At 72.8% G+C, this 25232-nt stretch carries 20 protein-coding genes and 1 tRNA gene; 15 read left to right on the forward strand and 6 right to left on the reverse strand.

What is annotated here, in order from left to right:
• The first annotated feature begins 29 nt into the window (after positions 1-29).
• From IE257_RS32285 to mycP, 7 genes are all read left to right on the forward strand, one after another.
• A complete protein-coding gene (locus IE257_RS32285) occupies positions 30-1685 on the forward strand; it encodes a beta-N-acetylhexosaminidase (protein WP_189973393.1) in 1656 nt (551 codons plus the stop codon).
• Positions 1686-1979: 294 nt separating this feature from the next.
• The gene (locus tag IE257_RS32290) at positions 1980-2888 is read left to right on the forward strand and encodes an FAD binding domain-containing protein (RefSeq protein WP_372453108.1); all 909 of its coding nucleotides are present in this window, start codon (positions 1980-1982) and stop codon (positions 2886-2888) included.
• Entirely contained in the window at positions 2885-5041 is a 2157-nt protein-coding gene (locus tag IE257_RS39030; RefSeq protein ID WP_268251448.1) for a (2Fe-2S)-binding protein, read from the forward strand. The genes IE257_RS32290 and IE257_RS39030 overlap by 4 nt, the downstream gene beginning before the upstream one ends.
• Positions 5042-5094: 53 nt before the next feature.
• Positions 5095-7383, forward strand: coding sequence for a xanthine dehydrogenase family protein molybdopterin-binding subunit (locus IE257_RS32300; RefSeq protein WP_189973482.1), 2289 nt, complete (start codon positions 5095-5097; stop codon positions 7381-7383).
• Between the two features lie 160 nt (positions 7384-7543).
• Positions 7544-8068, forward strand: a complete 525-nt coding sequence (locus IE257_RS32305; RefSeq protein ID WP_189973394.1) for a DUF2563 family protein — start codon at positions 7544-7546, stop codon at positions 8066-8068.
• The gene (locus IE257_RS32310; RefSeq protein WP_229920779.1) at positions 8065-9531 is read left to right on the forward strand and encodes a WXG100 family type VII secretion target; all 1467 of its coding nucleotides are present in this window, start codon (positions 8065-8067) and stop codon (positions 9529-9531) included. Before IE257_RS32305 ends, IE257_RS32310 begins: the two co-directional genes overlap by 4 nt.
• A 21-nt stretch (positions 9532-9552) precedes the next feature.
• Positions 9553-10734: a type VII secretion-associated serine protease mycosin gene (gene mycP, locus IE257_RS32315; protein WP_229920780.1), complete on the forward strand. Its 1182-nt coding sequence runs from the start codon at positions 9553-9555 to the stop codon at positions 10732-10734.
• Positions 10735-11079: 345 nt separating this feature from the next.
• Here the strand turns inward: mycP and IE257_RS32320 are convergent.
• Positions 11080-11151: transfer RNA gene (locus IE257_RS32320), tRNA-Cys, on the reverse strand.
• Positions 11152-11331: 180 nt separating this feature from the next.
• Here IE257_RS32320 and IE257_RS32325 point away from each other — a divergent pair.
• The 6 genes from IE257_RS32325 (at position 11332) to IE257_RS32350 (ending at position 17619) form a co-directional block, all read left to right on the forward strand.
• Positions 11332-12783: an MFS transporter gene (locus IE257_RS32325; protein WP_189973397.1), complete on the forward strand. Its 1452-nt coding sequence runs from the start codon at positions 11332-11334 to the stop codon at positions 12781-12783.
• A gap of 103 nt (positions 12784-12886) precedes the next feature.
• On the forward strand, positions 12887-13087 hold the full coding sequence (locus IE257_RS32330; protein ID WP_189973398.1) for a hypothetical protein: 201 nt from the start codon (positions 12887-12889) through the stop codon (positions 13085-13087).
• Complete coding sequence (locus tag IE257_RS32335) at positions 13084-13491, forward strand: type II toxin-antitoxin system death-on-curing family toxin (protein ID WP_189973399.1); 408 nt, start codon at positions 13084-13086, stop codon at positions 13489-13491. Before IE257_RS32330 ends, IE257_RS32335 begins: the two co-directional genes overlap by 4 nt.
• Before the next feature lie 136 nt (positions 13492-13627).
• A complete protein-coding gene (locus tag IE257_RS32340; protein ID WP_189973400.1) occupies positions 13628-15412 on the forward strand; it encodes a DEAD/DEAH box helicase in 1785 nt (594 codons plus the stop codon).
• A 467-nt stretch (positions 15413-15879) separates the two neighbouring features.
• Positions 15880-16521: an IclR family transcriptional regulator gene (locus IE257_RS32345; protein WP_030388679.1), complete on the forward strand. Its 642-nt coding sequence runs from the start codon at positions 15880-15882 to the stop codon at positions 16519-16521.
• 300 nt (positions 16522-16821) lie between these two features.
• On the forward strand, positions 16822-17619 hold the full coding sequence (locus tag IE257_RS32350) for a S16 family serine protease (RefSeq protein WP_189973401.1): 798 nt from the start codon (positions 16822-16824) through the stop codon (positions 17617-17619).
• Here the strand turns inward: IE257_RS32350 and IE257_RS32355 are convergent.
• From IE257_RS32355 to IE257_RS32365, 3 genes are all read right to left on the reverse strand, one after another.
• The gene (locus IE257_RS32355) at positions 17549-18901 is read right to left on the reverse strand and encodes an MFS transporter (RefSeq protein WP_372453109.1); all 1353 of its coding nucleotides are present in this window, start codon (positions 18899-18901) and stop codon (positions 17549-17551) included. The genes IE257_RS32350 and IE257_RS32355 overlap by 71 nt on opposite strands.
• Before the next feature lie 52 nt (positions 18902-18953).
• The gene (locus IE257_RS32360) at positions 18954-19580 is read right to left on the reverse strand and encodes an ArsR/SmtB family transcription factor (protein ID WP_189973402.1); all 627 of its coding nucleotides are present in this window, start codon (positions 19578-19580) and stop codon (positions 18954-18956) included.
• A gap of 64 nt (positions 19581-19644) precedes the next feature.
• Positions 19645-20124, reverse strand: a complete 480-nt coding sequence (locus IE257_RS32365) for an Lrp/AsnC family transcriptional regulator (protein ID WP_189973403.1) — start codon at positions 20122-20124, stop codon at positions 19645-19647.
• Between the two features lie 141 nt (positions 20125-20265).
• Between IE257_RS32365 and hppD the strand changes: the two genes are divergently transcribed.
• A complete protein-coding gene (gene hppD, locus IE257_RS32370) occupies positions 20266-21420 on the forward strand; it encodes a 4-hydroxyphenylpyruvate dioxygenase (RefSeq protein ID WP_189973404.1) in 1155 nt (384 codons plus the stop codon).
• A 201-nt stretch (positions 21421-21621) separates the two neighbouring features.
• Here the strand turns inward: hppD and IE257_RS32375 are convergent, their stop codons facing one another.
• A complete protein-coding gene (locus tag IE257_RS32375) occupies positions 21622-23103 on the reverse strand; it encodes a tetratricopeptide repeat protein (RefSeq protein ID WP_229920781.1) in 1482 nt (493 codons plus the stop codon).
• 96 nt (positions 23104-23199) lie between these two features.
• Between IE257_RS32375 and IE257_RS32380 the strand changes: the two genes are divergently transcribed.
• Positions 23200-24582 carry an FAD-binding oxidoreductase gene (locus tag IE257_RS32380; protein WP_189973405.1) on the forward strand — a complete coding sequence of 461 codons (1383 nt, stop codon included), beginning with the start codon at positions 23200-23202 and terminating at the stop codon, positions 24580-24582.
• A gap of 47 nt (positions 24583-24629) precedes the next feature.
• Here the strand turns inward: IE257_RS32380 and IE257_RS32385 are convergent, their stop codons facing one another.
• Complete coding sequence (locus tag IE257_RS32385; protein ID WP_189973406.1) at positions 24630-25109, reverse strand: SsgA family sporulation/cell division regulator; 480 nt, start codon at positions 25107-25109, stop codon at positions 24630-24632.
• Between the last annotated feature and the right edge of the window lie 123 nt (positions 25110-25232).

The following is a 25232-nucleotide window of genomic DNA, read 5'->3' on the forward strand; positions in this document are numbered from 1 at the left end:
CGCAACACGTGGTCGTGAAGGGCTGACGCATGGATCTGATCCCCGCACCCCGGGCCGTACTCCTCGACGAGGACGGGCGCCGCTTCGTGTTCGGGCCCGAGCCGGTCCTCGATGCCGGGCCGGGCACCGGTTCCGTCGCCCGCTGGCTGCGGCGGGAGCTGGGGGCGGCCACCGGCTGGGAACTGCCCGGGGTCGGTGCAGGTACCGGTGCCGGGGCCGGCGCGGTCGCGCAGCTGCGGCTGCGCGTCGACCCGGACCTCGCGGACGGCCGGGGGCCGGAGTCGTACCGCATCGACATCGGCCCGGACGGGGCGGAGCTGGCGGGCGCGACGGCCGCCGGGCTGTTCTGGGGCGCCCAGACGCTGCGTCAGCTGCTGGGGCCCGACGCGTACCGCAGGGCGCCGCTGCCCGGCCGCACGTGGAGCCTGCCGTACGCCTCCGTCGTGGACGGCCCGCGGTTCGGCTGGCGCGGGATGATGCTGGACGTGGCCCGGCACTTCATGCCCAAGGACGGGGTGCTGCGCTACATCGACCTGCTCGCCGCCCACAAGCTGAACGTCCTGCACCTGCACCTGACCGACGACCAGGGCTGGCGGATCGAGATCGAGCGGTACCCGCGGCTGACCGAGGTCGGCGGCTGGCGGCCGCGCAGCCGCTGGGGCCACCGGGCCTCGCCGCTGTGGAACGAGACCCCGCACGGCGGCTTCTACACCCAGGACGACATCCGCGAGATCGTGGCGTACGCCGCCGAGCGGCACGTCCGGGTGGTCCCGGAGATCGACGTACCGGGGCATTCGCAGGCCGCGATCGCCGCGTACCCGGAGCTGGGGAACACCGACGTGGTCGACACCGCCGCGCTGGGGGTGTGGGACGACTGGGGGATCACCGAGAACGTGCTCGCGCCGACCGAGGCCGTGCTGCGGTTCTACGAAGGCGTCTTCGAGGAGGTGCTGGAGCTCTTCCCCGTCGAGGTCTCGCCCTTCGTCCACGTGGGTGGGGACGAATGCCCCAAAGTGCAGTGGAAGGCCTCCGCGGTCGCCCAGGAACGGATCCGCGAACTGGGCGTGGACGGGGAGGAGGGCCTGCAGGCCTGGTTCGTCCGGCACTTCGACGGCTGGCTCGCCGCACGCGGGCGGCGGCTGATCGGGTGGGACGAGATCCTGGAGGGCGGGCTCGCGGACGGCGCCGCGGTCTCCTCGTGGCGCGGCTGCGCGGGCGGGATCGCCGCCGCCGAGGCCGGGCACGACGTGGTCATGTGTCCCGAGCAGCAGGTGTACCTGGATCACCGGCAGGCGGACGGCGTGGACGAGCCGATGCCCATCGGGTACGTGCGCACGCTGGAGGACGTCTACCGCTTCGAGCCGGTGCCGCCGAAGCTGTCCACGGAGGCCGCCGCCCACGTGCTGGGTGCGCAGGCCAACGTCTGGACCGAGGTGATGGAGAACCGGGACCGCGTCGACTACCAGGTGTTTCCGCGGCTGGTGGCCTTCGCCGAGGTGGTGTGGTCGTGGCAGCCAGCGCCCGAGGAGCGCGACTTCGCGTGGTTCGAGGGGCGGATGGCCGCGCACTACGCGCGGTTGGCCGCTCAGGGGGTCGATTATCGGCCGCCTGGCGGGCCGTTGCCGCGGCAGCGGCGGCCCGGAGTGGCGGGGCGCCCGATCGAGGGCACGCCCCCGAACGTGTGACAAGGGGGTGACGGCGCGCACCGGAACCGAAAGGGAACGGGAGCGGAACTCTGCCCCAATTTCCGGCTATACAGGGAAAATCGGGCAATCGGGGAGGAGGGCTGTCGAAGGCCGTGCGACGGGGCCCTGCACCCCGTACGGGGCACCGCGCCCGGCGGCGGGTGCGGTGGGCGGACCCTCGCGCCGGGCGGCCCGGAACATGTGCCAGAGTTGCCACGTCCCGGCGGTGAGCACGTACCGTACGGCGGACAGGCGTGAGCGCCGGGACCGGGACATCGGGAAGGGGCAGCTGGGTTGACCACGCACGCACCGCACGCACTGGATTCACCTCAGGGGCCGCAGGGCCCGCAGGCGGGGCAGTCCGTGACGCTGCCGGCCTCGCTCGACGAGGCCGTGGCGGCGCTCACCGCCATGCCCGCCGCCGTGCCGGTCGCGGGCGGCACCGACCTGATGGCCGCCGTCAACGCAGGGCTGCTGCGGCCCGCCGCCCTGGTGGGCCTGGGCCGGATCAACGAGATCCGCGGCTGGCAGTACCAGGACGGCCACGCGCTGCTCGGCGCGGGACTCACGCACGCGCGGATGGGGCGGCCGGATTTCGCCGCTCTGATCCCCGCGCTCGCGGCCGCGGCCCGCGCCGCCGGCCCCCCGCAGATCCGCAACGCCGGCACCCTCGGCGGCAACATCGCCACCGCCGCGCCCACGGGTGACGCACTGCCCGTGCTGGCCGCGCTGGAGGCCGTACTCGTCATCGTCGGCCCGGGCGGGCAGCGGGAGATCCCGGTGTCGTACCTGCTGGCCGGGCGGGAGATGCTGCGGCCCGGTGAGCTGATCGGCTTCGTGCGGGTGCCGCTGCTGCACGCGCCGCAGGTGTTCCTGAAGGCCACGGGCCGTACCGGGCCGGGGCGTGCGGTGGCTTCCGTGGGGCTCGTCCTGGACCCCGCGCGCCGGGGCGTGCGCTGCGCGATCGGCGCCGTCGCCCCGATGCCGCTGCGGCCGCTGGAGGCCGAGCAGTGGGTGGCCTCACTGATCGACTGGGACGGCGGGCGGAGCCTGGCCCCCGAGGCGCTGGAGGCCTTCGGCGAGTACGTCGCGGCCGCCTGCGTGCCCGACCAGGGCGAACCGGTGGCTCCCGGAGTACTGCATCTGCGGCGGACGGTGGCCGTGCTGGCACGCAGGGCCCTCGGGAGGGCGCTGACCTCATGAGCGAGAACGAGAACGAGAACGTGACCCAGGGGAACGGCACGACGGGCTGGGGCTGGGAACCGGTCCCGCAGGGCGGCGAGTACGACTCGGACGCCACGGCCTTCGTGAAACTGCCGCAGGACATGCTGGACGCGCTCGGCACCGGGGAGCCGCTCGCGGCGCCCGGGCACGGCTACGTGCCGCCGCCGATGATCGTGCCGCTCGGCTCGGGCAGTACGGATCCGGCGGCCACGGGCACGTGGACGATTCCGGTGCAGTGGCCGGAGGCGGGCGGCTCGGGGCAGGCGGATGCGGGGCGCGCGTCCGGTCCGGGCCAGGATCCCGGTGCGGGCCACGGTTCCGGTGCGGGCCACGGCCAGGGGACGGGGTCCGGGTCGGTGGGCGGGCCGATCCCGGCGTCGGTCCCGATCCCGGCGTCGGTCGCGGCGGCCTTCGCCGAGGCGGAGCCGGAGCAGCCGGTGTCCGATCCCAGTGCGACGGCCGAGTGGCGGTTCCCGGAGGCGGCGCACGACCCCGAGGCGGCCGCTTCGACGACCGGCCAATGGGCCGTGCCCGAGTACAACGAATATCCCGAACCGCAGAACGACTTCCGGCCGGGCGCGCTGGACGCCGACTGGAGCCAGGCCCCGGCGACGCTGCCGGGCGGCGCCCCGGCGCCGTGGGCCTACCTGACGCAGCAGCCCGCCGGGGACCCGCACGCGGGCGCCGGTGCGGGCACGGCGGCCGGTGCGGGCGCCGGTGTGCTGCCCGGCACGGACGAGGCCGCCGCCGCTTCGGCCGCCGCAGCCGCGACCGCGCACGCCGCCGGGCGGCTGCTCGGCGGGCCCGGAGTGGGCGCCGCCGGGCGCGGGCCGCGGGTGCTGGGCGGACCGGGGGTGGGTACCCCGCTGCCCGAGGGCGAGCCGGTGCACCAGGCCCCGCACGACATCGAGGCCGCGCACGGCCCGGCGGGGGAGCCGGCCGAGGACGCCAGGGCCGCCGACCACGCGGAGCACGCGGACCACGCGGGGCACGTGGACCACGCAGACCACGCGGGGCAGGGCGAGTACGCCGGCTACACGGAGGCGGCCGGTTACGCCGAGCAGGCCGCCGCGGCCGTCGCGGCCGTCGCCGCCACCGAGCAGAAGCCGGTGGCCTCAGGCGGCCTGGACATCTTCGGCGGAGTGCGCGCGCAGGAGCAGGCGCCGGCTGCCGAGTCCGCGCAGCCCGACGGCACCGGGAGCACCGACGGCACCGGGAGCACCGACGGGCGCGGCTTCAGCGCCTTCGGCCACGTGCCGGAGCCCGGGCCCACGGAGGCGCACCGGGTCGCCCACGAGGTCGCGCACGAGGCTGCCTACGCGGGGGAGTCCGCCGCTGCGGAGTCCGACCCCGACCCCGGGACCGGGGACGGGGCGGCCGAGCAGGAGCCCCCGGCCGACCGCATGCCGAGCGCGGGCACCGCCGACAGCGAGGACGGACTCCCGGACGAGGGCACCGCCGAAGGTGTCCCGGCCGAGGTGGCGACGTACGAAGAAGAAGCGACCGCCGGGGCCGTCGCCCATCACGAGCACCCGTCGGCCTCCTACGTCCTGCGCGTCAACGGCGCCGACCGGCCCGTCACCGGCGCCTGGATCGGCGAGTCCCTGCTGTACGTGCTGCGCGAGCGCCTCGGCCTCGCCGGCGCCAAGGACGGCTGCTCGCAGGGCGAGTGCGGCGCCTGCGCCGTGCAGGTCGACGGCCGGCTCGTCGCCTCCTGCCTGGTGCCCGCGGCGACGGCCGCCGGCAGTGAGGTCCGTACCGTCGAAGGTCTCGCCACGAACGGGGAACTCTCGGACGTCCAGCAGGCGTTGTGCAGGTCGGGCGCGGTGCAGTGCGGGTTCTGCGTGCCCGGCATGGCCATGACGATCCACGACCTGCTGGAGGGCAACCACGCCCCCAGCGAGCTGGAGACCCGGCAGGCCCTGTGCGGCAACCTCTGCCGCTGCTCCGGCTACGCGGGGGTCGTCGACGCCGTGCGCGAGGTCGTGGCCGAGCGCGAGGCGGCGGCCGCGGAGCCCGGGGCCCCGGCTTCGGGCGCGGGCCCGGGCGCCGGCCCGGGTGCACCGGAGCCGCGCATCCCGCACCAGGCAGCGCCCGGCGAGGGCGGCATCCACCACGGAGGCACGGCGTGAGCGGGCAGGACGCGGCGACCGCGACGACGGCGCTGAACACGACGGTGACGGCAATGGCCGCCACCGATCCCGAGGCCTCCGAGCAGCAGGAGCCTCGCGGAATCGGCGCCTCGGTCCCGGCCGCGGACACCCGCGCCAAGACCGAGGGCACCTTCCCCTACGCCGCCGACCTGTGGGCCGAGGGCCTCCTGTGGGCCGCCGTGCTGCGCTCCCCGCACGCCCACGCCCGGATCCTGTCCATCGACACCACGGCCGCCGCCGCGATGCCCGGCGTCCGCGCCGTCGTCACCCACGCCGACGTGCCCGGCGCCACCACGCACGGGCGCCGCATCGCAGACCGGCCGGTGTTCGCGCACGACGTCGTACGCCACCACGGCGAGCCCATCGCCGCCGTCGCCGCCGACCACCCGGACACGGCGAGGCTCGCCGCGGCCGCGATCGCCGTCGAGTACGAACTCCTCGACCCGGTCACCGACCCCGAGCAGTCCTTCGGCGCCCCCGCCCTGCACCCCGACGGCAACCTGATCCGGCACATCCCGCTCCGCTACGGCGACCCGGAGGTCACCGGCGAGGTGGTCGTCGAGGGCCTGTACCGGATCGGCCGCCAGGACCCCGCCCCCATCGGCGCCGAGGCCGGACTGGCCGTGCCGCGCCCCGACGGCGGCGTGGAGCTCTACACCGCCTCCACCGACCCGCACAGCGACCGCGACCTGGCCGCCGCCTGCTTCGGACTGGATCCGGACCGCGTGCGCGTCGTCGTCACCGGCGTGCCGGGTGCAACGGCGGACCGCGAGGACGCCGCCTTCCAGCTCCCGCTCGGCCTGCTCGCCCTGCGCACCGGCTGCCCGGTCAAGCTGGTCGCCACCCGCGAGGAGTCCTTCCTCGGCCACACCCACCGGCACCCGACCCTGCTGCGCTACCGCCACCACGCGGACGCCGAGGGCCGACTGGTCAAGGTCGAGGCGCAGATCCTGATGGACGCGGGCGCGTACGCCGACGCCTCCGCGGAATCCCTGGCCGCGGCGGTGGCCTTCGCCTGCGGCCCGTACGTCGTCCCGCACGCCTTCGTGGAAGGCTGGGTGGTCCGCACCAACAACCCGCCGTCGGGCCACGTCCGCGGTGAGGGCGCCATGCAGGTGTGCGCCGCGTACGAGGGCCAGATGGACAAGCTCGCGGCCGCCCTCGGCCTCGACGGCGCGGAACTGCGCCTGCGCAACGTCCTGGCCACGGGCGATCTCCTGCCGACCGGCCAGACGGTGACCTGCCCGGCTCCGGTGGCGGAACTGCTGCGCGCCGTCCGGGACTTCGAACTGCCCGCCCTGCCGAAGGACGCCCCCGAGGACGAGTGGCTGCTGCCGGGCGGCCCGGAGGGCGCGGGCGAGCCCGGCGCGGTGCGCCGCGGGGTCGGCTACGGCGTCGGCATGGTCCACATGCTCGGCGCGGAGGGCACGGACGAGGTCTCCACGGCCACGGTGAAGGTGGTCAACGGCTCGGCCACGGTCATCTGCGCGGCCGTCGACACCGGCCAGGGCTTCGCCACGCTGGCCCGCCAGATCGTCCAGGAGGTCCTGGGCGTCGACGAGGTCATCACGGCCCCGGTCGACACCGACCAGCCGCCGGCCGGTCCGTCGGCGCACGGCCGCCACACCTGGGTGTCCGGGGGTGCGGTGGAGCGCGCGGCCAAGATGGTCCGCACCCAGCTCCTCCAGCCGATGGCCCACAAGCTGGGCATGTCCACGGAACTCCTGCAGATCCAGGACGGCCGGATCACCTCGTACGACGGAGCCTTCTCCACCACGGTCGCCGAGGCCATGGCGGGCAAGGAGCTCTGGGCGACGGCCCAGTGCCGCCCCCACCCGACGGAACCCCTGGACGCGGACGGCCAGGGCGACGCCTTCGTGGGCCTCGCCTTCTGCGCGATCCGCGCGGTGGTGGACGTGGACGTCGAGCTGGGCTCGGTACGGGTCGTGGAACTCGCCGTCGCCCAGGACGTGGGCCGCGTCCTGAACCCCCGTCAGCTGGAGGCCCGGATCGAGGCGGGCGTCACCCAGGGCGTGGGAGCGGCCCTGACGGAGAACCTCCGCACGGTCGCCGGCCTGGTCCGCCACCCGGACCTGACGGGCTACGCCCTGCCGACGGCGCTGGACGCCCCGGCGGTCCGCATCGTCAAACTGGTCGAGGAGCGCGACGTGGTGGCTCCCTTCGGCGCGAAGGCGGCGAGCGCGGTCCCCGTGGTGACAACCCCGGCTGCGGTGGCCTCCGCGGTCCGCGCGGCCACGGGTCGCCCGGTGAACCGCCTGCCGATCAGGCCCTCCGCGGCGGTGGGTGCGCCCAACTCGTGACCGTGTGACCCACATTGCACGTGCAACCCCGGACTTGGGGCTGTCCGTGCCGGTCGCTAGAGTGATCGGTACGGGTGCGCGTGTACGTGTGCACGCGGGTGCGAACGGGGACGGGGAGCGGCGCGAGCGCTGCGACCCCGGGGATGACGGGGAGGCCAACGTGGCAGAGGACGACGGGGCAGGCCTGGCGGGAGCGAGCCTCGCGCTGGGGCTGGCGGGTCCGATGGGCGCGCTCGCGGGCGCGGCCGTAAGCGCGGCTGCGGCGGCGCTGCGGATCCAGTACGACGATCTGAAGGACTACAAGAACCTGGTGGACGGCCTCCTGACGAAGCTTCAGGAATCCCCGGCGCACCACGGGAAGCTGGCCGACGGCACGATACCGGCGGGAGTCCTGGGCACGGGCTTCCCCGCGGCCGACAAACTCAACTCGGCGTACAACACGGTCCACTCGGAGCTGCAGAAGCTGTCGAAGGGCCTGGCGGTGCAGATCGAGGCTCTGGGCATCGCCGTCCAGTCCGCGGGCAAGGGCTACAGCGGGGTGGACGAGGAGACGAAGCGGCGCATGGCCGCTCTGGCCAAGCAGGCTCACGATCAGTACGTGGAGAAGCGTGACCCGTACGCGGTGAAGGCGGCTGGGGGCTCACAGCCCGAGCCTCAGGGGAAGAAGGGGGCCTCCTACGGATGAGTGATTTCGAGAGCTACACGCATGCACAGCTCTACGCGATGATTGCCGCGCTCGACGACGAGGTGGTCAGCGCCCGGGGCACGCAGCTCACCGAGGCTGCCAAGGTGATCGAGGAGATCGGCAACAAGCTCAAGGACCACAAGGTCAAGGGCTGGGAGGGCGAGGCGGCGACGGCCTTCCAGAACTGGGTGAACCAGGCGGGAAGCGCCACGCTGGTCCTGGCCGAGTACAGCGCCGCGGGCGGCAAGTACATGACGCAGACGGCCCAGGTCATGCGCGAGGTCAAGCCGAAGAGCGGTACGGGCGACATGCCCAAGTACAGCGCGTCGGCGGAGGCGACCCTCAAGGAGAACCTCGCGACGTCCCGCGAGTACCACAACGACCCGGATGCGGTGCAGCTCGGGCAGGAGGCGTGGTCGAAGCTGAGCGGCGACCACGCGCGGGCCGTGGACGCGATGAACAAGCTGTCCGGGTCGTACGAGCAGTCGTCCGCGGAAATGGGCAAGGCGACGATCCCGACGTTCCCGCCGCCGCCGGCAGTGTTCGTGCCGCTTGACCACGGTGGCAGTGAAGACATGGCCCGCCCCAGTGGAAGCTCTGCGCAGGAGAGCTACTCGGGGGGCTCTGCGTACGGATCGTCCGGCTCACTGGGTGGCAACGGATCGTCGAACGAGACGGGTTCGGTGATCGGGCCCCAGACGAAGCCGGACAGTACGCTGCCGCCGACGTCCATGCCGGTGGTCCCGGACCGCGAGGTGAATGTGGACCTGGACAGCGTCGCGACGCTTCCGGACCGCACCGCGCCCCCGGTGACGACCACGCCCGGTGGTCAGCTCCCCACGGGTCCCGTTGGGCCCACCCCTGGACCCATTGCTCCGCCGGTGGCTTTCCCGCCGGTTGGCGGATTGAAGGGGCCCGGCCTTGTCGGTACCGGTTCCGGTATCGGCCCGTACCCGGGTCTGACCGGTCCTGGTGTTGCCCCAGGTGGCAAGGTAGGCGGTACGCCCGGCCTGCTTCCGCGTGACAGCGGAATCACGGGCGGCCGTCCCGTGACCTCCACCGGACCCAGCTCGGGCATCCCGCGCGGCACCGTCATCGGCGAGGGCGCTCAGACCGGCCGTCCCATGGGCGGCGGCGGGATGGGACACGGTGCCGGCGGCGGTCACGGCAGCAGCCAGGGAGGCTTCCAGGCTGGCCGGCGACTGGCGACAGAGCCGGGTGGCGTGCTCGGAGGGCGTCAGACCGGTGCGGTCGGTCGCCCGATCGCCGGCGGTCAGCCGTTCACCCAGGGCGGCTCGGGCCTCGTGCGGAACGGCGCGGGCCCCATGGGCCACGCCGGCGCAGGCACGCAGACTCCAGGCAAGCGGCGGAACGACCAGGGTGGCGAACGCCCCGACTACCTGACCGAGGACGAAGAGACCTGGCAGGGCAACCGTCGTGTTGCCCCGCCTGTGATCGACTGAGCAGAACGGACATTGCACGGGATGCGCATGCGTAAGGCGACCTCGGCCCTGGTGGGCCTCCTGCTGGCCGGGGTTGCCGCGACCCCGGCCCACGCAGAGACCATCCGAGCGCAGCAATGGCATCTCGACGCCATGAAGGCCGACGAGATTTGGAAGATCGCCAACGGCAAGGGGATCACCGTCGCGGTGATCGATACGGGTGTCAACCAGATCCCGGAGCTTGAAAGTCAAGTCCTTCCCGGCAAGGCCTTCCCAGTTGCTGACGCGGAGGTTGGACGAGACAACGACTACCTGGGCCACGGCACCAGCATGGCCGCAATGATCGGCGCTACTGGAAAGCACCCAAGCGGTGACGGTTCGTACGGTCTTGCTCCCGGCGTCAAGATCCTCCCGATCAGAGTGCCCGACCAGTTCGAGGACGCGTCGACCCCTAATCTGGTCGCGGCGATCAGGTTCGCTGCAGACTCTGAAGCCAAGGTCATCAATATTTCCCAAGGAATCGCTGCGAAGCCGGAGGAGGATCGAGCGCGCGCCGAGGCGGTGAAGTACGCCATTTCAAAGGGCAAGCTGATCTTTGCAGCTGCTGGCAACACTGGGGATTCGACCAACCTCATTGAATACCCGGCCGCGACGCCCGGAGTAGTCGGTGTAGCCGCAGTCGATGCCCAAGGCGAGCCGACCAAGGAGTCGCAGCACGGACCACAGATCGATCTGGCGGCACCGGGCATCGACATCGTTTCGGCCTGCAAGGGCAAGTCGGGGCTGTGCAAGACCCACGGCACCAGTGATGCGACTGCCCTCACCTCCGCCTCCGCCGCCCTCCTCTGGTCTGCCCACCCCGACTGGACCAACAACCAGGTCCTCCGGGTCCTTCTGAACACCGCCGGCAAGCCCGCCGACGGCTCCGGGCGCAACGACTACGTCGGCCACGGAATTGTCCGGCCCCGCGCTGCGCTGCAGACGCCCGGGGACCCCGGGCCGGCCGATGTCTACCCGCTGCCCGACCTCGCGGCCGCAGCCGGCGGCAAGACTCCCTCCGGCTCTCCGGACGGCAAGGCGCCCGACTCTGCGGCGTCCAAGCCGGCCGCCCAGGCCGAGGAGAAGAAGAGCGGCAGCTCGCTTCCCTGGATCGCGCTCGGGCTCGGGGCCTGCGTGCTGATCGGTGGAGCCGTGACCGTGGTCGTCGTACGCCGCAATCGTTGACCCACTGAAAATCCGGGGGTTCACGCGATGTCGTTCGACGAGGAACGGTCGGCGGCTCGCGCCCCGGCCGCCGCCAGCGTCACCGTGCGGCTCGATCAGGCCCCCGCCGACCCCGGAGCGGACTGCTCGCCACGGCGACAGGCCAGCCGGTCGGGCGGGGATTCCACCGGCCGGCGTTGGACAAGGTGAGTACCGAGCCCATTGATGCCGTGAAGAACGGCAAGGTGGGGAACAAGGGTGCCGCCGCCGGGCCGACCTGTGAGAGGACCTCAGGCTCCTTCGAGCTGGACCCGGAAAAGGCGAAGGCCGCTCAGGGGTGCGCCTTCCCCTGAGCGGCCCGCCGCGAAGCCGTGACCGGAATCGAACCGGCGTAACTCGCTTTGCAGGCGAGTCCCTCAACCACTCGGGCACACGGCTGTGAGGTGGTGATGTGCACGACCGTACGGGGGGCCGTGGGGGCGGGAAAGGGTTTGCCGGGGCGTGCAATGCGACTGCCATGCCGCGTTCACAGTCGGGCGGACCTAGGTCTCGCGGCCGAGGGCGGGATCCGTCGAATTGACAGGGTCACTCTGGGGCTACGCACCTTACTCTGGGGCGATGAGCGCCCTTGAACCCCGTGTGCCCCAGCGAACCGCACCGCCCCCGCCCCTGCCCGGGGGCGGGGTTCTGGGGCCCGCGTACCGGACGCTCAGCATCGGGATCATCTCCGTCGTCTTCCTCATCGCCTTCGAGGCCACCGCGGTCGGTACGGCCATGCCCGTCGCCGCCCGCGAGCTGGACGGGGTCGGGCTCTACGCCTTCGCCTTCTCCGCCTACTTCACCACCAGCCTCTTCGGCATGGTCCTGGCCGGCCAGTGGGCCGACCGGCAGGGGCCGCTGCGGCCCCTGACCGTCGGGATCGCCGCCTTCGCCTCCGGGCTCGTGGTCTCCGGGACCGCCGGCGTCATGTGGGTGTTCGTGCTCGGCCGGGCCGTGCAGGGCTTCGGGGGCGGGCTGGTCATCGTCGCGCTGTACGTCGTCGTCAGCCGGGCCTACGAGGAGCGGCTGCGGCCCGCGATCATGGCCGCTTTCGCCGCGAGCTGGGTGGTCCCCTCCATCGTCGGGCCGCTGGCTTCGGGGACGGTCACCGAGCACCTCGGGTGGCGGTGGGTGTTCCTCGGGATACCGGCGCTGGTCGTGGTCCCGCTCGTGGTGGCGCTGCCCGCGATACGGCGGACCGCGTCCGGGCCCGTCGACCCCGACGCCCCGCCCGTGGCCTTCGACCGGCGGCGGATCCGGCTGGCCCTCGGCATCTCGGTGGGGGCGGGGCTGCTCCAGTACGCCGCCCAGGACCTGCGGTGGCTCTCGCTCGTGCCGGGCATCGCCGGCGCGGCCCTGCTGGTGCCCGCCGTGCTGGGGCTGCTGCCGCGCGGGACCTACCGGGCGCGGCGCGGGCTGCCGTCCGTGGTGCTGCTGCGCGGGGTGGCCGCCGGGTCGTTCATCGCGGCGGAGAGCTTCGTGCCGCTGATGCTGGTCACCCAGCGGGGGCTGAGCCCGACACTGGCCGGGTTCTCGCTCGCGCTGGGCGGGCTCACCTGGGCGGGCGGCTCGTGGGTGCAGTCCAAGGGGCGGATGGCGCCGTACCGGGAACGGCTGATGGTGGGCGGGATGGTGATGGTGGCGCTGGCCATCGCCGCGGCGCCCGCCGTGCTGATCGAGTCGGTGCCGGTGTGGACGCTGGCGGTGGCCTGGGCGGTGGGCTGCCTGGGCATGGGCCTGGTGATCGGTTCCACGAGCGTGCTGCTGCTCCAGCTGTCGGCGCCGGAGGAGGCGGGGTCCAACTCGGCCGCGCTGCAGATCTCCGACGCGCTGGCGAACGTGGTGCTGCTGGCCGGCGGGGGCGCCGCCTTCGCCGCGCTGGGCGGCGGCGCCGTCGGGGCCTCCCACGCCCTGACGGACGGGGCGTCGGCCTCGCACCCGGCCGCGTTCGCCGTGGTGTTCCTGCCGATGGCCTGCGTGGCGCTGGTGGGCGCCTGGGTCGCGACCCGGCTGGAGCCCGCCGACGCGTGAGTGCCGGCGTGTGAGCGGCGGGGCGGACGCGGGAGCGCCGGGGCGTTCGGCCGCCGCGGAAAAGGGCTGCGTCACCGCCGACCGCGTCGCTACCGTTCCCGTCATGAACGAGCTGATCATCCGGCTGTCCGACGCCGAGCGCGCGGAATGCGCCGACCTGGCCGACGCCACCGGCCGAACGCCCGAGGAGCTGGCGCTGGACGCCGTACGGGCGCGGCTGCGGGCCGAGCGGGACCGGGTCGGGGCCGAGGCGCTGCGGCTCGCGCTGCGGCACGCGCCCCTGCTGAAGCGGCTCGGCGAATGAGCGCCGCCGCCCCGGTGCGGCACCTCACGCTCGCCGAGGTCCTCGACCTGGCCCGGCACGCCTGCCTGGCCCAGGACCAGCCCGTCGAACTGCGCGCCCCCGGGCTGCTGGAGTCGGCGGTGCACCGGCCCCGCGCCCGCATGTTCGGGACTCCGGCCTACGAGGACCCGTACGAGCAGGCCGCCGCGTTGCTGCACGGCATCGCGACGAACCACCCGCTGGTCGACGGGAACAAGCGCACCGCCTGGCTCGCCGCGGCGACTTTCCTCGCCGTGAACGGGACCGACCTGGGCGACGCGGACCAGGAGGCCGCGTACGCGCTGGTCATCGATGTGGCCGCCGGGCACGAGCCGGACGTCGCGCGGATCGCCCGCCGACTGCGGGCGTTGTTCGAAGCGGTGTGACGCTCGCCGCACCCGCCGAGGTCACGGGCCTGTCCCTCCGCGAGGGGCGGGCCCGGGCCGGTAGGGTGGCCCGGTTGTCCTACGTACGACTGCCTGCCACCCGTACCAGATACGCCGAGAGCACGAACCGGAGACCGTGACTACTACCGCCTCCCACCATCTCTCACCCGCCTTCCCCGGCCGTGCCCCCTGGGGTACCGCCAACAAGCTGCGTGCCTGGCAGCAGGGGGCGCTCGACCGCTACATCCAGAACCAGCCGCGGGACTTCCTCGCGGTCGCCACGCCCGGCGCCGGCAAGACCACCTTCGCGCTCACCCTCGCCTCCTGGCTGCTGCACCACCACATCGTGCAGCAGGTGACCGTCGTCGCGCCGACCGAGCACCTGAAGAAGCAGTGGGCCGAAGCCGCGGCGCGGATAGGTATCCGGCTCGACCCGGAGTACTCCGCCGGACCGCTCAGCAAGGACTACCACGGGGTCGCCGTCACCTACGCCGGTGTCGGCGTACGGCCGATGCTGCACCGCAACCGCTGCGAGCAGCGCAAGACCCTCGTGATCCTCGACGAGATCCACCACGCCGGTGACTCGAAGTCCTGGGGCGAGGCCTGCCTGGAAGCCTTCGACCCGGCCACCCGGCGCCTGGCCCTGACCGGTACGCCCTTCCGGTCCGACACCAATCCCATTCCCTTCGTGACCTATGAAGAGGGCAACGACGGGATCCGGCGGTCTTCCGCCGACTACACCTACGGCTACGGGAACGCGCTCGGCGACGGCGTCGTCCGGCCGGTCATCTTCCTCTCCTACAGCGGCAACATGCGCTGGCGGACCAAGGCCGGCGACGAGATCGCCGCCCGGCTCGGCGAGCCGATGACCAAGGACGCCATCTCCCAGGCCTGGCGCACCGCGCTGGACCCGCGCGGCGACTGGATGCCGAACGTGCTGCGCGCCGCCGACCAGCGGCTGACGGAGGTCCGCAAGGGCATCCCGGACGCCGGTGGCCTCGTCATCGCCTCCGACCAGGACTCGGCGCGCGCCTACGCCAAGCTGCTCCGGGAGATCACGGGCAGCAAGGCGACCGTGGTGCTGTCCGACGACACCGGTGCGTCGAAGCGGATCGACGAGTTCAGCGAGGACGGCAGCCGCTGGATGGTCGCGGTCCGCATGGTGTCCGAGGGCGTCGACGTACCGCGCCTCGCGGTGGGCGTCTACGCCACCACCATCTCGACGCCCCTGTTCTTCGCGCAGGCCGTCGGGCGTTTCGTGCGCTCGCGCAGGCGCGGCGAGACCGCGTCCGTGTTCCTTCCGACCATTCCCTACCTCCTCGGCTTCGCGAACGAGATGGAGGTCGAGCGCGACCACGTCCTCGACAAGCCGAAGAAGCAGGGCGAGGAGGACCCGTACGCCGAGTCCGAGAAGGAGATGGACGAGGCGAACAAGCAGGAGGACGCGGACACGGGCGAGGACGAGCAGATGTCCTTCGAGGCGCTGGAGTCCGACGCGGTCTTCGACCGGGTCCTCTACGACGGTGCCGAGTTCGGCATGCAGGCGCACCCGGGCAGCGAGGAGGAGCAGGACTACCTCGGCATCCCCGGGCTGCTGGAGCCGGACCAGGTGCAGATGCTGCTGCAGAAGCGGCAGTCCCGCCAGATCGCGCACAGCCGGCGCAAGCCGGACGCGGAGGCGGACCTGCTGGAGCTGCCGGCGGACCGGCGGCCCGTGGTCTCGCACAAGGAGCTGCTGGAACTGCGGAAGTCGCTGAACACGATGGTGGGCGCGTACGTCCACCAGAGCGGCAAGCCGCACGGGGTGATCCACACGGAGCTGCGCCGGGTGTGCGGCGGTCCGCCGAGCGCCGAGGCGACGGCGGGGCAGCTGCGCGAGCGGATCAAGAAGGTGCAGGAGTGGGCCACCCGTATGCGGTGAGTCCGTCCGGCGGAACGGAAGAAGGGGACGGGGTCCGTGCGGAGGTTCGCACGGACCCCGTCCTTCGTCCGAAGTTCGAGGTCCGGGACTTCGTCCTTTTCGACATCGACGTCGACACCGGCGGGGCCGAAGGAAGCACACCTCCTCGGGAGGCGGACCGGGCGGGGCGCCCACCCGGGGGCAATGAGGCGGTGAAGGACTCCTGTGGCAATCGAGGTCACGAAACGACACCGAGGTCGATCAGGAAACGGCATAAACAGGTAGCACGCGCCCGGATTCTGGACGAGCCCTTCCGCTGAGCGAACCTGCTCGCTACTGTCCCCGCATCAAACGCACCGTGGCAGCGCCGCCGCGGGAGCGCAGCCGGTGCATTGGCCGCTACCGGCGGCCTCTCCGTGCGTCGCCGCGGGACCGGCGACGTGCCGCCCCGAGAGTCACCGCCGCTCACCGAAAGAGGGAGAGGCGTCGTGACCGCGGAAACCTCCCAGACTCTCGACAGAGGGCTCAGAGTCCTCAAACTGCTCGCCGACACCGACCACGGTCTGACCGTCACCGAGCTCTCCAACCGCCTCGGTGTGAACCGCACCGTGGTCTACCGGCTCCTCGCGACCCTCGAACAGCACGCCCTGGTCCGCCGTGACCTCGGCGGCCGGGCCCGCGTCGGCCTCGGCGTGCTGCGGCTGGGCCGGCAGGTCCATCCGCTCGTACGCGAGGCCGCCCTGCCCGCGCTGCGGTCCCTCGCCGAGGACATAGGTGCCACCGCGCACCTGACCCTCGTCGACGGCACCGAGGCGCTCGCCGTCGCCGTCGTGGAGCCGACCTGGACGGACTACCACGTGGCCTACCGGGCAGGCTTCCGCCACCCGCTGGACCGCGGGGCCGCCGGGCGGGCCATCCTGGCAGCCCGTCAGGGCTCCCTCATCGAGCCGGGGTACACGCTGACCCACGGGGAGCTGGAAGCGGGCGCCAGTGGCGCTGCCGCGCCGCTCGTGGGCGTCACCGGGCTGGAGGGCAGCGTCGGCGTCGTCATGCTGGCGGATGCGGTGCCGGAGCGGGTGGGGCCGCGGGTGGTCGATGCGGCGCGCGAGGTCGCCGACGCCCTTCGCTAGGCCGCGGGCCGTGCGCCGAGCCGCGGGCCCGACGGTCGGTCCGATGCCGGGTGCGGCGCCGTTGCCGGGGGCGCTGCCCCCGGACCCCCGCGCCTCAAACGCCGGCGGGGCTGGGTGGGTGCGCCTCAAACGCCGGCGGGGCTGGGTGGGTGCGCCTCAAACGCCGGCGGGGCTGGGTGGGTGCGCCTCAAACGCCGGCGGGGCTGGGTGGGTGCGCCTCTAACGCCGGCGGGGCTGGATCGGCCCGCGGGGCTGGAGGGGTCGGCGGGGTTGGCCGAGGTGGGCGGATAGATTGGGCCAGTGCTCTCACGCCTCACACGTCTGCCGCGTCCCGTCGCCCTGGCCGTCTGCGCCGTGCCCGTGCTCGGGCTGTTCGTCGCCGCGGCCTTCGCGCCGCTGCCCTTCGTGGTCGCCATTCCCGGGCTGACGGCCGATGTTCTGGGCTCCGACCAGGGCAAGCCCGTCATCAGCGTCACCGGGGCCCCGGTCCGGGACACCAAGGGCGAACTGCGGATGACCACCATCCGGGCCACCGGTCCGTCCTCGTCCATGAAGCTGCACGAGCTCGTCGGGCACTGGTTCAAGACGGATCAGGCGGTCATGCCCAGGGAGGCCGTCTACTCCTCGGGCGGAAGCGACGAGGAGATCGAGAAGCACAACCTGGAGGAAATGGCCAAGTCGCAGTCGGCCGCCGCCGACGCGGCCCTCGGCTTTCTCCACAAGGACCCCAAGGACGTGAAGGTCGATCTCAACCTCGCCGACGTCGGCGGCCCGAGTGCCGGGCTGCTCTTCTCCCTCGGCATCGTCGACAAGCTCGACGGCGACGGCAGCGGCGGCGATCTCACCGGCGGTCGCAGCATCGCCGGTACGGGCACCATCACCGCCGACGGCCAGGTCGGCGCGGTCGGCGGGGTGGCCCTGAAGACCCAGGCCGCGCGGCGCGACGGGGCGAGCGTGTTCCTCGTACCGAAGGCCGAGTGCGCGGACGCGCAGTCGGAGCTTCCGGAGGGGCTGCGGCTCGTCCCCGTCACTTCGTTGACGGATGCGGTGAACTCCCTTCGCGCACTGAACCGGGAAGAGCCTGTCCCGAGCTGCTGACGGCCGGCTCCGGATCCGGGGCCGCGTCCAGTCCGCGCCAGGCGGGGAAGACCATCGGGGCGAGCGTGGTCAGCAGGTACGTGCCGCCGAACAGCAGCAGCGCCGTGGCGACCCCGAACCCGTCGACCAGCAGACCCGCCGCGAGCCCGCCCAACGGCATGGTCAGCTCGCAGCCCGCCGTGGCCACCCCCGAGACGCGACTGCGCAGCGCCTCCGGCACCTGCTCGTACATGACCGTGGTCAGGATCGGGTTGAGCATGCCCGCGCCCAGGCCGGCCATCGCCATCGTGACCGCGAGCGGCAGCGTCGTGTCGGTGACGGCGGCCACCACGTACCGGGTCGCGCCGGAGAGCAGGAAGGCCGCCGTGAAGACCGCCCGGCGCGGGAAGCGTTCGCCCCACATGCCGTAGAGCAGGGCGCCGAGCAGTGCGAAGCCGCCGAAGAGGGAGATCATCAGGCCGATCGCGGTGGCGCCGCCGAGGGTCTCCCGGCCGTGCACCGGCAGGAGGACCGAGGACCAGCCCTGGTCCAGGCCGTTGGTCATCATCACCATCACCGTGACGCCCAGCAGCAGCCGGGTGCGGACCATGAAGGCCCAGCCCTCGGCGAGTTCGGCGCGGTACGCCCTGACGGACACCTTCCCGGCGGTGCGCTGCGGTTCGGCGGCCGGGACCCCGCGCAGGAACGCGGTGACCAGCAGCGCCGACGCCCCGAAGGTCGCGGCGTCCAGCAACAGGACGGTCTCGGCGCCGAACACGGCGATGAGCAGGCCGGCCACCGCGGCCCCGGTCATCCGGGCGCCGCGCGAGACCGCGTCGTAGAGGCCGGCGGCCCGGGTGATGGTGGTGCCGGCGTGCTCGGCGAGATTCGGCAGGAGCACGGCCCGGGCGGTCAGGCCCGGGGTGTGCACGAGGCCGCCGAGGGCCATCAGCGCGCACAGCATCCAGAACTCCAGCACGCCCGCGTAGTGCAGCAGCGGGATCGCGCCGACCGACACTCCACTGATCAGGTCGGAGGCGACGGAGACCCGGCGGCGGCCTATCCGGTCGATGACCGGTCCGCCGACCAGGGCGGCCACGATGACGGGCAGGGTGGCGCAGAAGGCGACCACCCCGGCCCGGCCGGCGCTGCCCGTGGTCTGGAGCACGAACCACGGGACGCCGATGAGGGTGAGTGAACTCCCGGCGATGGAGACGGTGTTGGCGGCCAGTACGCCGACCAGTGGGCGCTTGTCCGTACGGCGCTCCGCGCGCGGCGGCCCATCCGGTGTTAAGGCGTGCACAGCAGGACTCCTCGGATCGATGGGGGAGGGGCAGGCGGGTGCGGCGGGGCCGCTACTCGGCCGACTCGCGCGGGAAGGCGTGGGTGTGGAGGCGGACCGCCCGCGTGCCCTCCGAGGCCGGCAGGTCGCGATAGCTGTTGATCAGGTCGTGCATCTTGCGGATCAGTTCGAGGCTCTGCTCGGCGGTCAGGCGCAGGGTGAAGTCGCTCATGTCCGCGCCGCGCCGCCACTCCCGGGGCCAGTTGTGGGCGTTGCCGAGCCAGGTGCTCAGCTCCTGCGTGTGGATCGTCGCGATCTCGTGCAGGAAGAGGTCCGCCGCACCGCGCACGGCCGGGTCCTCGTCGAGCGTCAGCGTCTCGTCGAACGCCGTGCCGTCGTACACGGCCCGCCACCAGCGCTCGCGGCCCTTGCCGTGCTCCGGGGCGTCCTCGACGAACCCGTGCGCCGCGAGCTGGCGCAGGTGGTAGCTGGTGGCGCCGCTCGATTCCCCGAGCCGATCGGCCAGCCGAGAGGCGGTCGCGGGGCCGTCGTGGCGCAGGGCGGCCAGCAGGCGGATGCGCAGGGGGTGGGCGAGGCCGCGCAGGGAACGCGCGTCGAGCGTGCGGACGTTGGGCTCTGCGGGCTCTGCGGGCTCTGCGGGCTCTGCGGGCTCTGCGGGCTCTGCGGGCTTCTCGGGCATGGCTCGACGATAGAGTTGCAAAGATTTCTATGCAAGGGTTTCTTTGCAACGTCTTCTTTGGATGTCAGGCCCGACTGTCGTCCTCCGCCGCCTGCTCCACCAGCGGGATGATCCGCAGTGGTACCGGGTTCTCCATGACGATGGCGGTGGACGCCCGCACGATCCCCTCGAAGCCGACGACGCGGTCGATCACCCGCTGGAGGTCGGCGTTGGACCGGGCCACCAGTCGGCACAGCATGTCCCCGTGCCCGGTCGTGGTGTGCAGCTCCAGCACCTCCGGCACCCCGTTCAGGTGCGCCCGTACGTCCGCCCCCTGTCCCTGCTTGATCTCCAGCGTCGCGAAGGCGGTCACCGGATAGCCGAGGGCCGTCGGGTCGACCTGCGGGCCGAACCCGCGGATCACCCCGCTCGACTGCAGCCGGTCCAGGCGTGCCTGCACCGTCCCGCGGGCCACGCCGAGCCTGCGCGAGGCCTCCAGGACCCCGATCCGCGGCTCGCGGGCGAGCAGGACGATGAGTCGGCCGTCGAGTTCGTCGATGCCCATGGACGCCTCCGAGTGCCCACGCGTGCTCGTGGGTGGTCATAGTGCACAGATGTTTCAGCCAGCCTGCGGTCATCCTGGGCAGTTTGTACAGCCAAACAGGAAACTATTGCGCAGCTTGTGGATCGGCGGGACTCTGCGCTCATGACTGAGTCTCTGGCGAACCTCGAAACCACCCCGCTCACCGCGCGTGAGGCAGACCCCTTTCCGGTGAAGGGCATGGACGCGGTCGTCTTCGCCGTCGGCAACGCCAAGCAGTCCGCGCACTACTACTCGACCGCCTTCGGCATGAAGCTCGTGGCCTACTCCGGACCGGAGACCGGCTCGCGCGAGACGGCCAGCTACGTCCTGACCAACGGCTCCGCGCGCTTCGTGCTGACCTCGGTCATCAAGGCGACGACCGACCACGGCCGCTTCCTCGACGAGCACGTGGCCGAGCACGGCGACGGCGTGATCGACCTCGCCATCGAGGTCCCGGACGTCCGCGCGGCGTACGCGTACGCCGTCGAGCAGGGCGCCCGCGGCCTGGACGAGCCGTACGAGGTCAAGGACGAGCACGGCACGGTCGTACTGGCCGCCATCGCGACCTACGGCCAGACCCGCCACACCCTGGTCGAGCGCGGCGACTACACCGGCCCGTACCTGCCGGGTTACGTGGCCGTCGACCCGATCGTCGAGCCCCCGGCGAAGCGCACCTTCCAGGCCATCGACCACTGCGTCGGCAACGTCGAGCTCGGCCGGATGAACGAGTGGGTCGCGTTCTACAACAAGGTCATGGGCTTCACGAACATGAAGGAGTTCGTGGGCGACGACATCGCGACCGAGTACTCGGCGCTGATGTCCAAGGTGGTCGCGGACGGCACCAAGAAGGTCAAGTTCCCGATCAACGAGCCGGCGATCGCGAAGAAGAAGTCGCAGATCGACGAGTACCTGGAGTTCTACAACGGCCCCGGTGTCCAGCACATCGCGCTGGCCTCGAACGACATCGTCTCGACGGTCCGCACGATGCGTGCGGCGGGCGTCCAGTTCCTGTCCGTCCCGGACACGTACTACGACACCCTCGGCGAGTGGGTCGGCGACACCCGCGTGCCGATCGACGAGCTCCGCGAGCTGAAGATCCTCGCGGACCGCGACGAGGACGGGTACCTGCTGCAGATCTTCACCAAGCCGGTGCAGGACCGCCCGACGGTCTTCTTCGAGATCATCGAGCGGCACGGCTCGATGGGCTTCGGCAAGGGCAACTTCAAGGCCCTGTTCGAGGCGATCGAGCGCGAGCAGGACAAGCGCGGCAACCTCTAGCCTCCGGCTCGGCCCGCAGAACGCGACGCGCTGCACGCACCGCTCCGGTGCACCGCGCAGCGGGTCTTCACGGTACGGCCCGAGGGGGGCCCGGCGCCGCACCCGTTCCAGGGTGCGGCGCCGCCGTGCTTTCGGGGGCTCCGCCCCCGGACCTCCGCGCCTCGAACGCCGGCAAGGCTGAAATCTCAGCCCCTCAGCCCCTCAGCGCCCCGACGGAGTGGGTTTCGGCTTCGCCGCCTTCGGGAGCTCCGGTTCCACCCACGGGGCCGTCGGCCGGATGTTCTCCGGGCCCCCCGGCGGCGGCGCGGCGATCGCCGCCAGTGCCTCCTTCGCCAGCGGCCCGCGCAGCGGCGAGAAGTACGGGTTCGTCCGCATGGCCTCCTCCAGGTGGCGGCGAGCCGCCGCCTCGTCGCCGAGACCGCGCTCGATCATCGCCCGGTGGAAGGCGAACTCCGCACTCCGCAGGCCCGGTTCCGTGGCCTTCTTCGCGTACTCCAAGGCCGCCTCGTCCTCGCCGGCCTGGTGCAGCGCCCACCCCAGCGCGTCCGCGACCTGCACGCTCTTGTGCCGTGACCACTCCTGCGACAGCCGCCGGACCGCCGCCGTCGCATCGCCGTGGTCCGCCTCGTACAGGCCGAGGACCACGTCGTCGTCCACCCCGTTGCGGTCGTCCCGGGCCGCCATCGTGGCCAGCGTCCCGTACTGCGCGCGCGCCTCCTGCCCGCGGCCCAGCGAGTCCAGCAGCTCGCCCAGCTCCCGCGCCAGCTGCGGCACCGGAGTGCGTCCCAGCGCCATCCGGTAGTCCCGTACCGCCTCCCCGCCGCGCCCCAGCGCCGCCAGCGCGCGGGCCCGCCCGCCGAGGGCCTCCGCCTGCGCCGGATCCGTGCGCAGCGCGCCCTCGTACTGCCGCAGGGCCTCCGCCGGGTCGCCCCGCTCCCACGACAGCTCCCCGAGCCGGAACAGCGCGTACGCCTTCTCCGCCGGGGCCTTCGCCGCCCCCGCCGCGTGCTCCATCGCCATCACCGCGTCCTCGCGCCAGCCGCGGTCCCGGTAGACCTGCGAGGCCCTGACGTACGCGACCAGGCCCGGCCGCATCTCCAGCAGCAGCTCCATCGCCTTCTGCGCGCCCTTGTAGTCGCCGAGCCCGGTGTACGCGTCCACCAGCACCGGGTACGCCGTCCACCGCTTGGGTGCCTGCGCCCGTACGAGCTCGCCCCACTTGCGGGCCGTCCCGAAGTCCCGCCGGGCGTTGGCCAGCGCGCCCATGGCCGTCATCGCGTCGAGGTTGCCCTTCTCGGCCGGGCGGGCCTCCAGCGACCGTTTCAGGGCCTTCTCCGCCCTCGGGAACCAGCCCGAATCGGCCGTGCGCCGCGCCTGTTCGAGGTAGGCGGAGCCGAGGACGGCCCACGAGGCCTCGTCGTCCGGATGCCCCGCCAGCCACTTCTCCCGGTCCGTGACCAGCGCCTTCAGGTCCACCACCGCCGCGGGCGCGCCCATCCCCACGGCGGAGGCGGCGCGCTCGCTCGGCCGGGGCGGGCGGGCGTCGTCATCGGTCCTGGCGGGCCGGATCAGCAGGGCCCCGGCGATCAGGACCACGGCGACCGCGGCCGCCACGAGCGTCTTGCGGCCGGTGAAGGTCACGGGCGGCGCCGGGGTCTGCGATTCCTCGTCGATACGGTCCATGGGGTCACTGTGCGTCAATATGAAGAGTTCGCCGAGGTGTCCGAAGTGGGGCGCGGGCGTGTTCACACCGATGGCCCCGGGTGCCACGCTGGTCCCATGGATGACGCTCTCTTCGCACGTCTGCGGGCCGGCCTGCTCGAAGGGCTCCCCGCCGAGGCCCTGCTCACCGATCCCCAGGTGACCACCTCCTACGCCACCGACATGGCCAGCTTCTGCGCCGCCGGCACCCCGGCGGCCGTCGTCCTGCCCCGGACCGTGGAACAGGTCCAGCACGTCCTGCGCACCGCCACCGCCCTACGGGTCCCCGTGGTCCCGCAGGGTGCCCGGACGGGCCTGTCGGGCGGCGCCAACGCCTCCGACGGCTGCATCGTGCTCTCGCTCGTCAAGATGGACCGGATCCTGGAGATCAGCGCCGTCGACCGGATCGCGGTGGTCGAGCCGGGCGTGGTGAACGCCGTGCTCTCGCGCGAGGTCGCCCGCCAGGGCCTGTACTACCCGCCCGACCCCTCCAGCTGGGAGCAGTGCACCATCGGCGGCAACATCGGCACCGCCTCGGGCGGCCTGTGCTGCGTCAAGTACGGGGTCACCGCCGAGTACGTGCTCGGCCTCGACGTGGTCCTGGCCGACGGGCGGCTGCTGCGCACGGGCCGGCGCACCGCCAAGGGCGTGGCCGGCTACGACCTGACCCGCCTGTTCGTGGGCTCGGAGGGCAGCCTGGGCGTCGTGGTCCGGGCCGTCCTCGCCCTGCGTCCGGCGCCGCCCCGGCAGCTGGCGCTGGCCGCCGAGTTCCCCTCCGTCGCAGCCGCCTGCGAGGCCGTGTGCGCCGTCATGGAGGCGGGCCTGACCCCCTCGCTGCTGGAGCTGATGGACCGTACGACCGTCCACGCCGTCAACCGGCTCGGCAAGATGGGGCTCCCGGAGTCCACGGAGGCCCTGCTGCTGGCCGCCTTCGACACCCCGCACGCCCCCGAGGACCTCGCGGCCGTCGGGGAGCTGTGCACGGCCGCCGGGGCCACCGCCGTCGTGCCCGCCGAGGACGAGGCGGAGTCCGAACTGCTGCTCCAGGCGCGGCGGATGTCCTTCCCCGCGCTGGAGGCGCTGCGGCCCGCGACGATGATCGACGACGTGTGCGTACCGCGCTCGCGGCTCGGTGAGATGCTCGACGGGACGGCCGCCATCGCCCGCGCCCAGAACCTGCTCATCGGCGTCTGCGCGCACGCCGGGGACGGCAACACCCACCCGATCGTCTGCTTCGACCCCGCGGACGAGGACGAGACGCGGCGGGCCCGCGAGTCCTTCGGCGAGATCATGGCGCTCGGCCTCTCCCTGGGCGGGACCATCACCGGCGAGCACGGGGTCGGCGTGCTGAAGAAGGAGTGGCTGGCCCGCGAACTCGGTCCGGTGGGAATGGAGATGCAGCGGGCCGTCAAGCAGGCCTTCGACCCCCTGGGACTGCTCAACCCGGGCAAGCTCTTCTGACGCGTCCCGCGCAGGGCGGCGGCGGCCGGGCGTGCGGTCGCCCGGGATCACAGCTCGCCGTCCGCCGACTCGTCCGACGGCCACGGGTCGCGCAGCCACAGGTCGTCGGCCGGGGTCGGGGTGAGGAGCTCGGCCAGCGCGGCGTCCAGGCCGAGCCGTTCGGCCTCGGTGCCGGGCGGGACGACGCGCAGGGTGCGCTCCAGCCAGGCCGACACGGAGGTCGCGGGTGCCTCCAGGAGGGCGTCGCCGTCGGGGGAGGTGAGCGCCATGCAGAGCACGGCCTTGTTGTCGACCTTGGTGGGCCAGATCCGGACGTCGCCGTGACCGCAGGGGCGGAACACGCCCTCGACGAGCAGCTCGCGGGCGAAGGTCCAGTTGACGGGGGTGTGGGAGCCCGTGTGGAAGGTGATGTGCACGGCGTACGGGTCGTCCGTGAGGTAGAGGAGCCGCGCGGGGACGGGGATGCTGCGCTCGGGGGACAGGACCAGCTTCAGTTCCAGCTCGCGCTCGATGACGGGGTGGTGCATGACGGCCTCACTTCGGTTCGGTGTGCGGGGCCGGACGGCGCCCCACACCCGGAGAGAGCACCGGTGTGCCCGGGTATGACGCGACTTTCGGAAGCGAACCGGAGATTGGCCGATTTCGTTCGG

Origin of the sequence: Streptomyces avidinii (genome assembly GCF_014650695.1) — a bacterium.
GTDB lineage: Bacteria > Actinomycetota > Actinomycetes > Streptomycetales > Streptomycetaceae > Streptomyces > Streptomyces avidinii.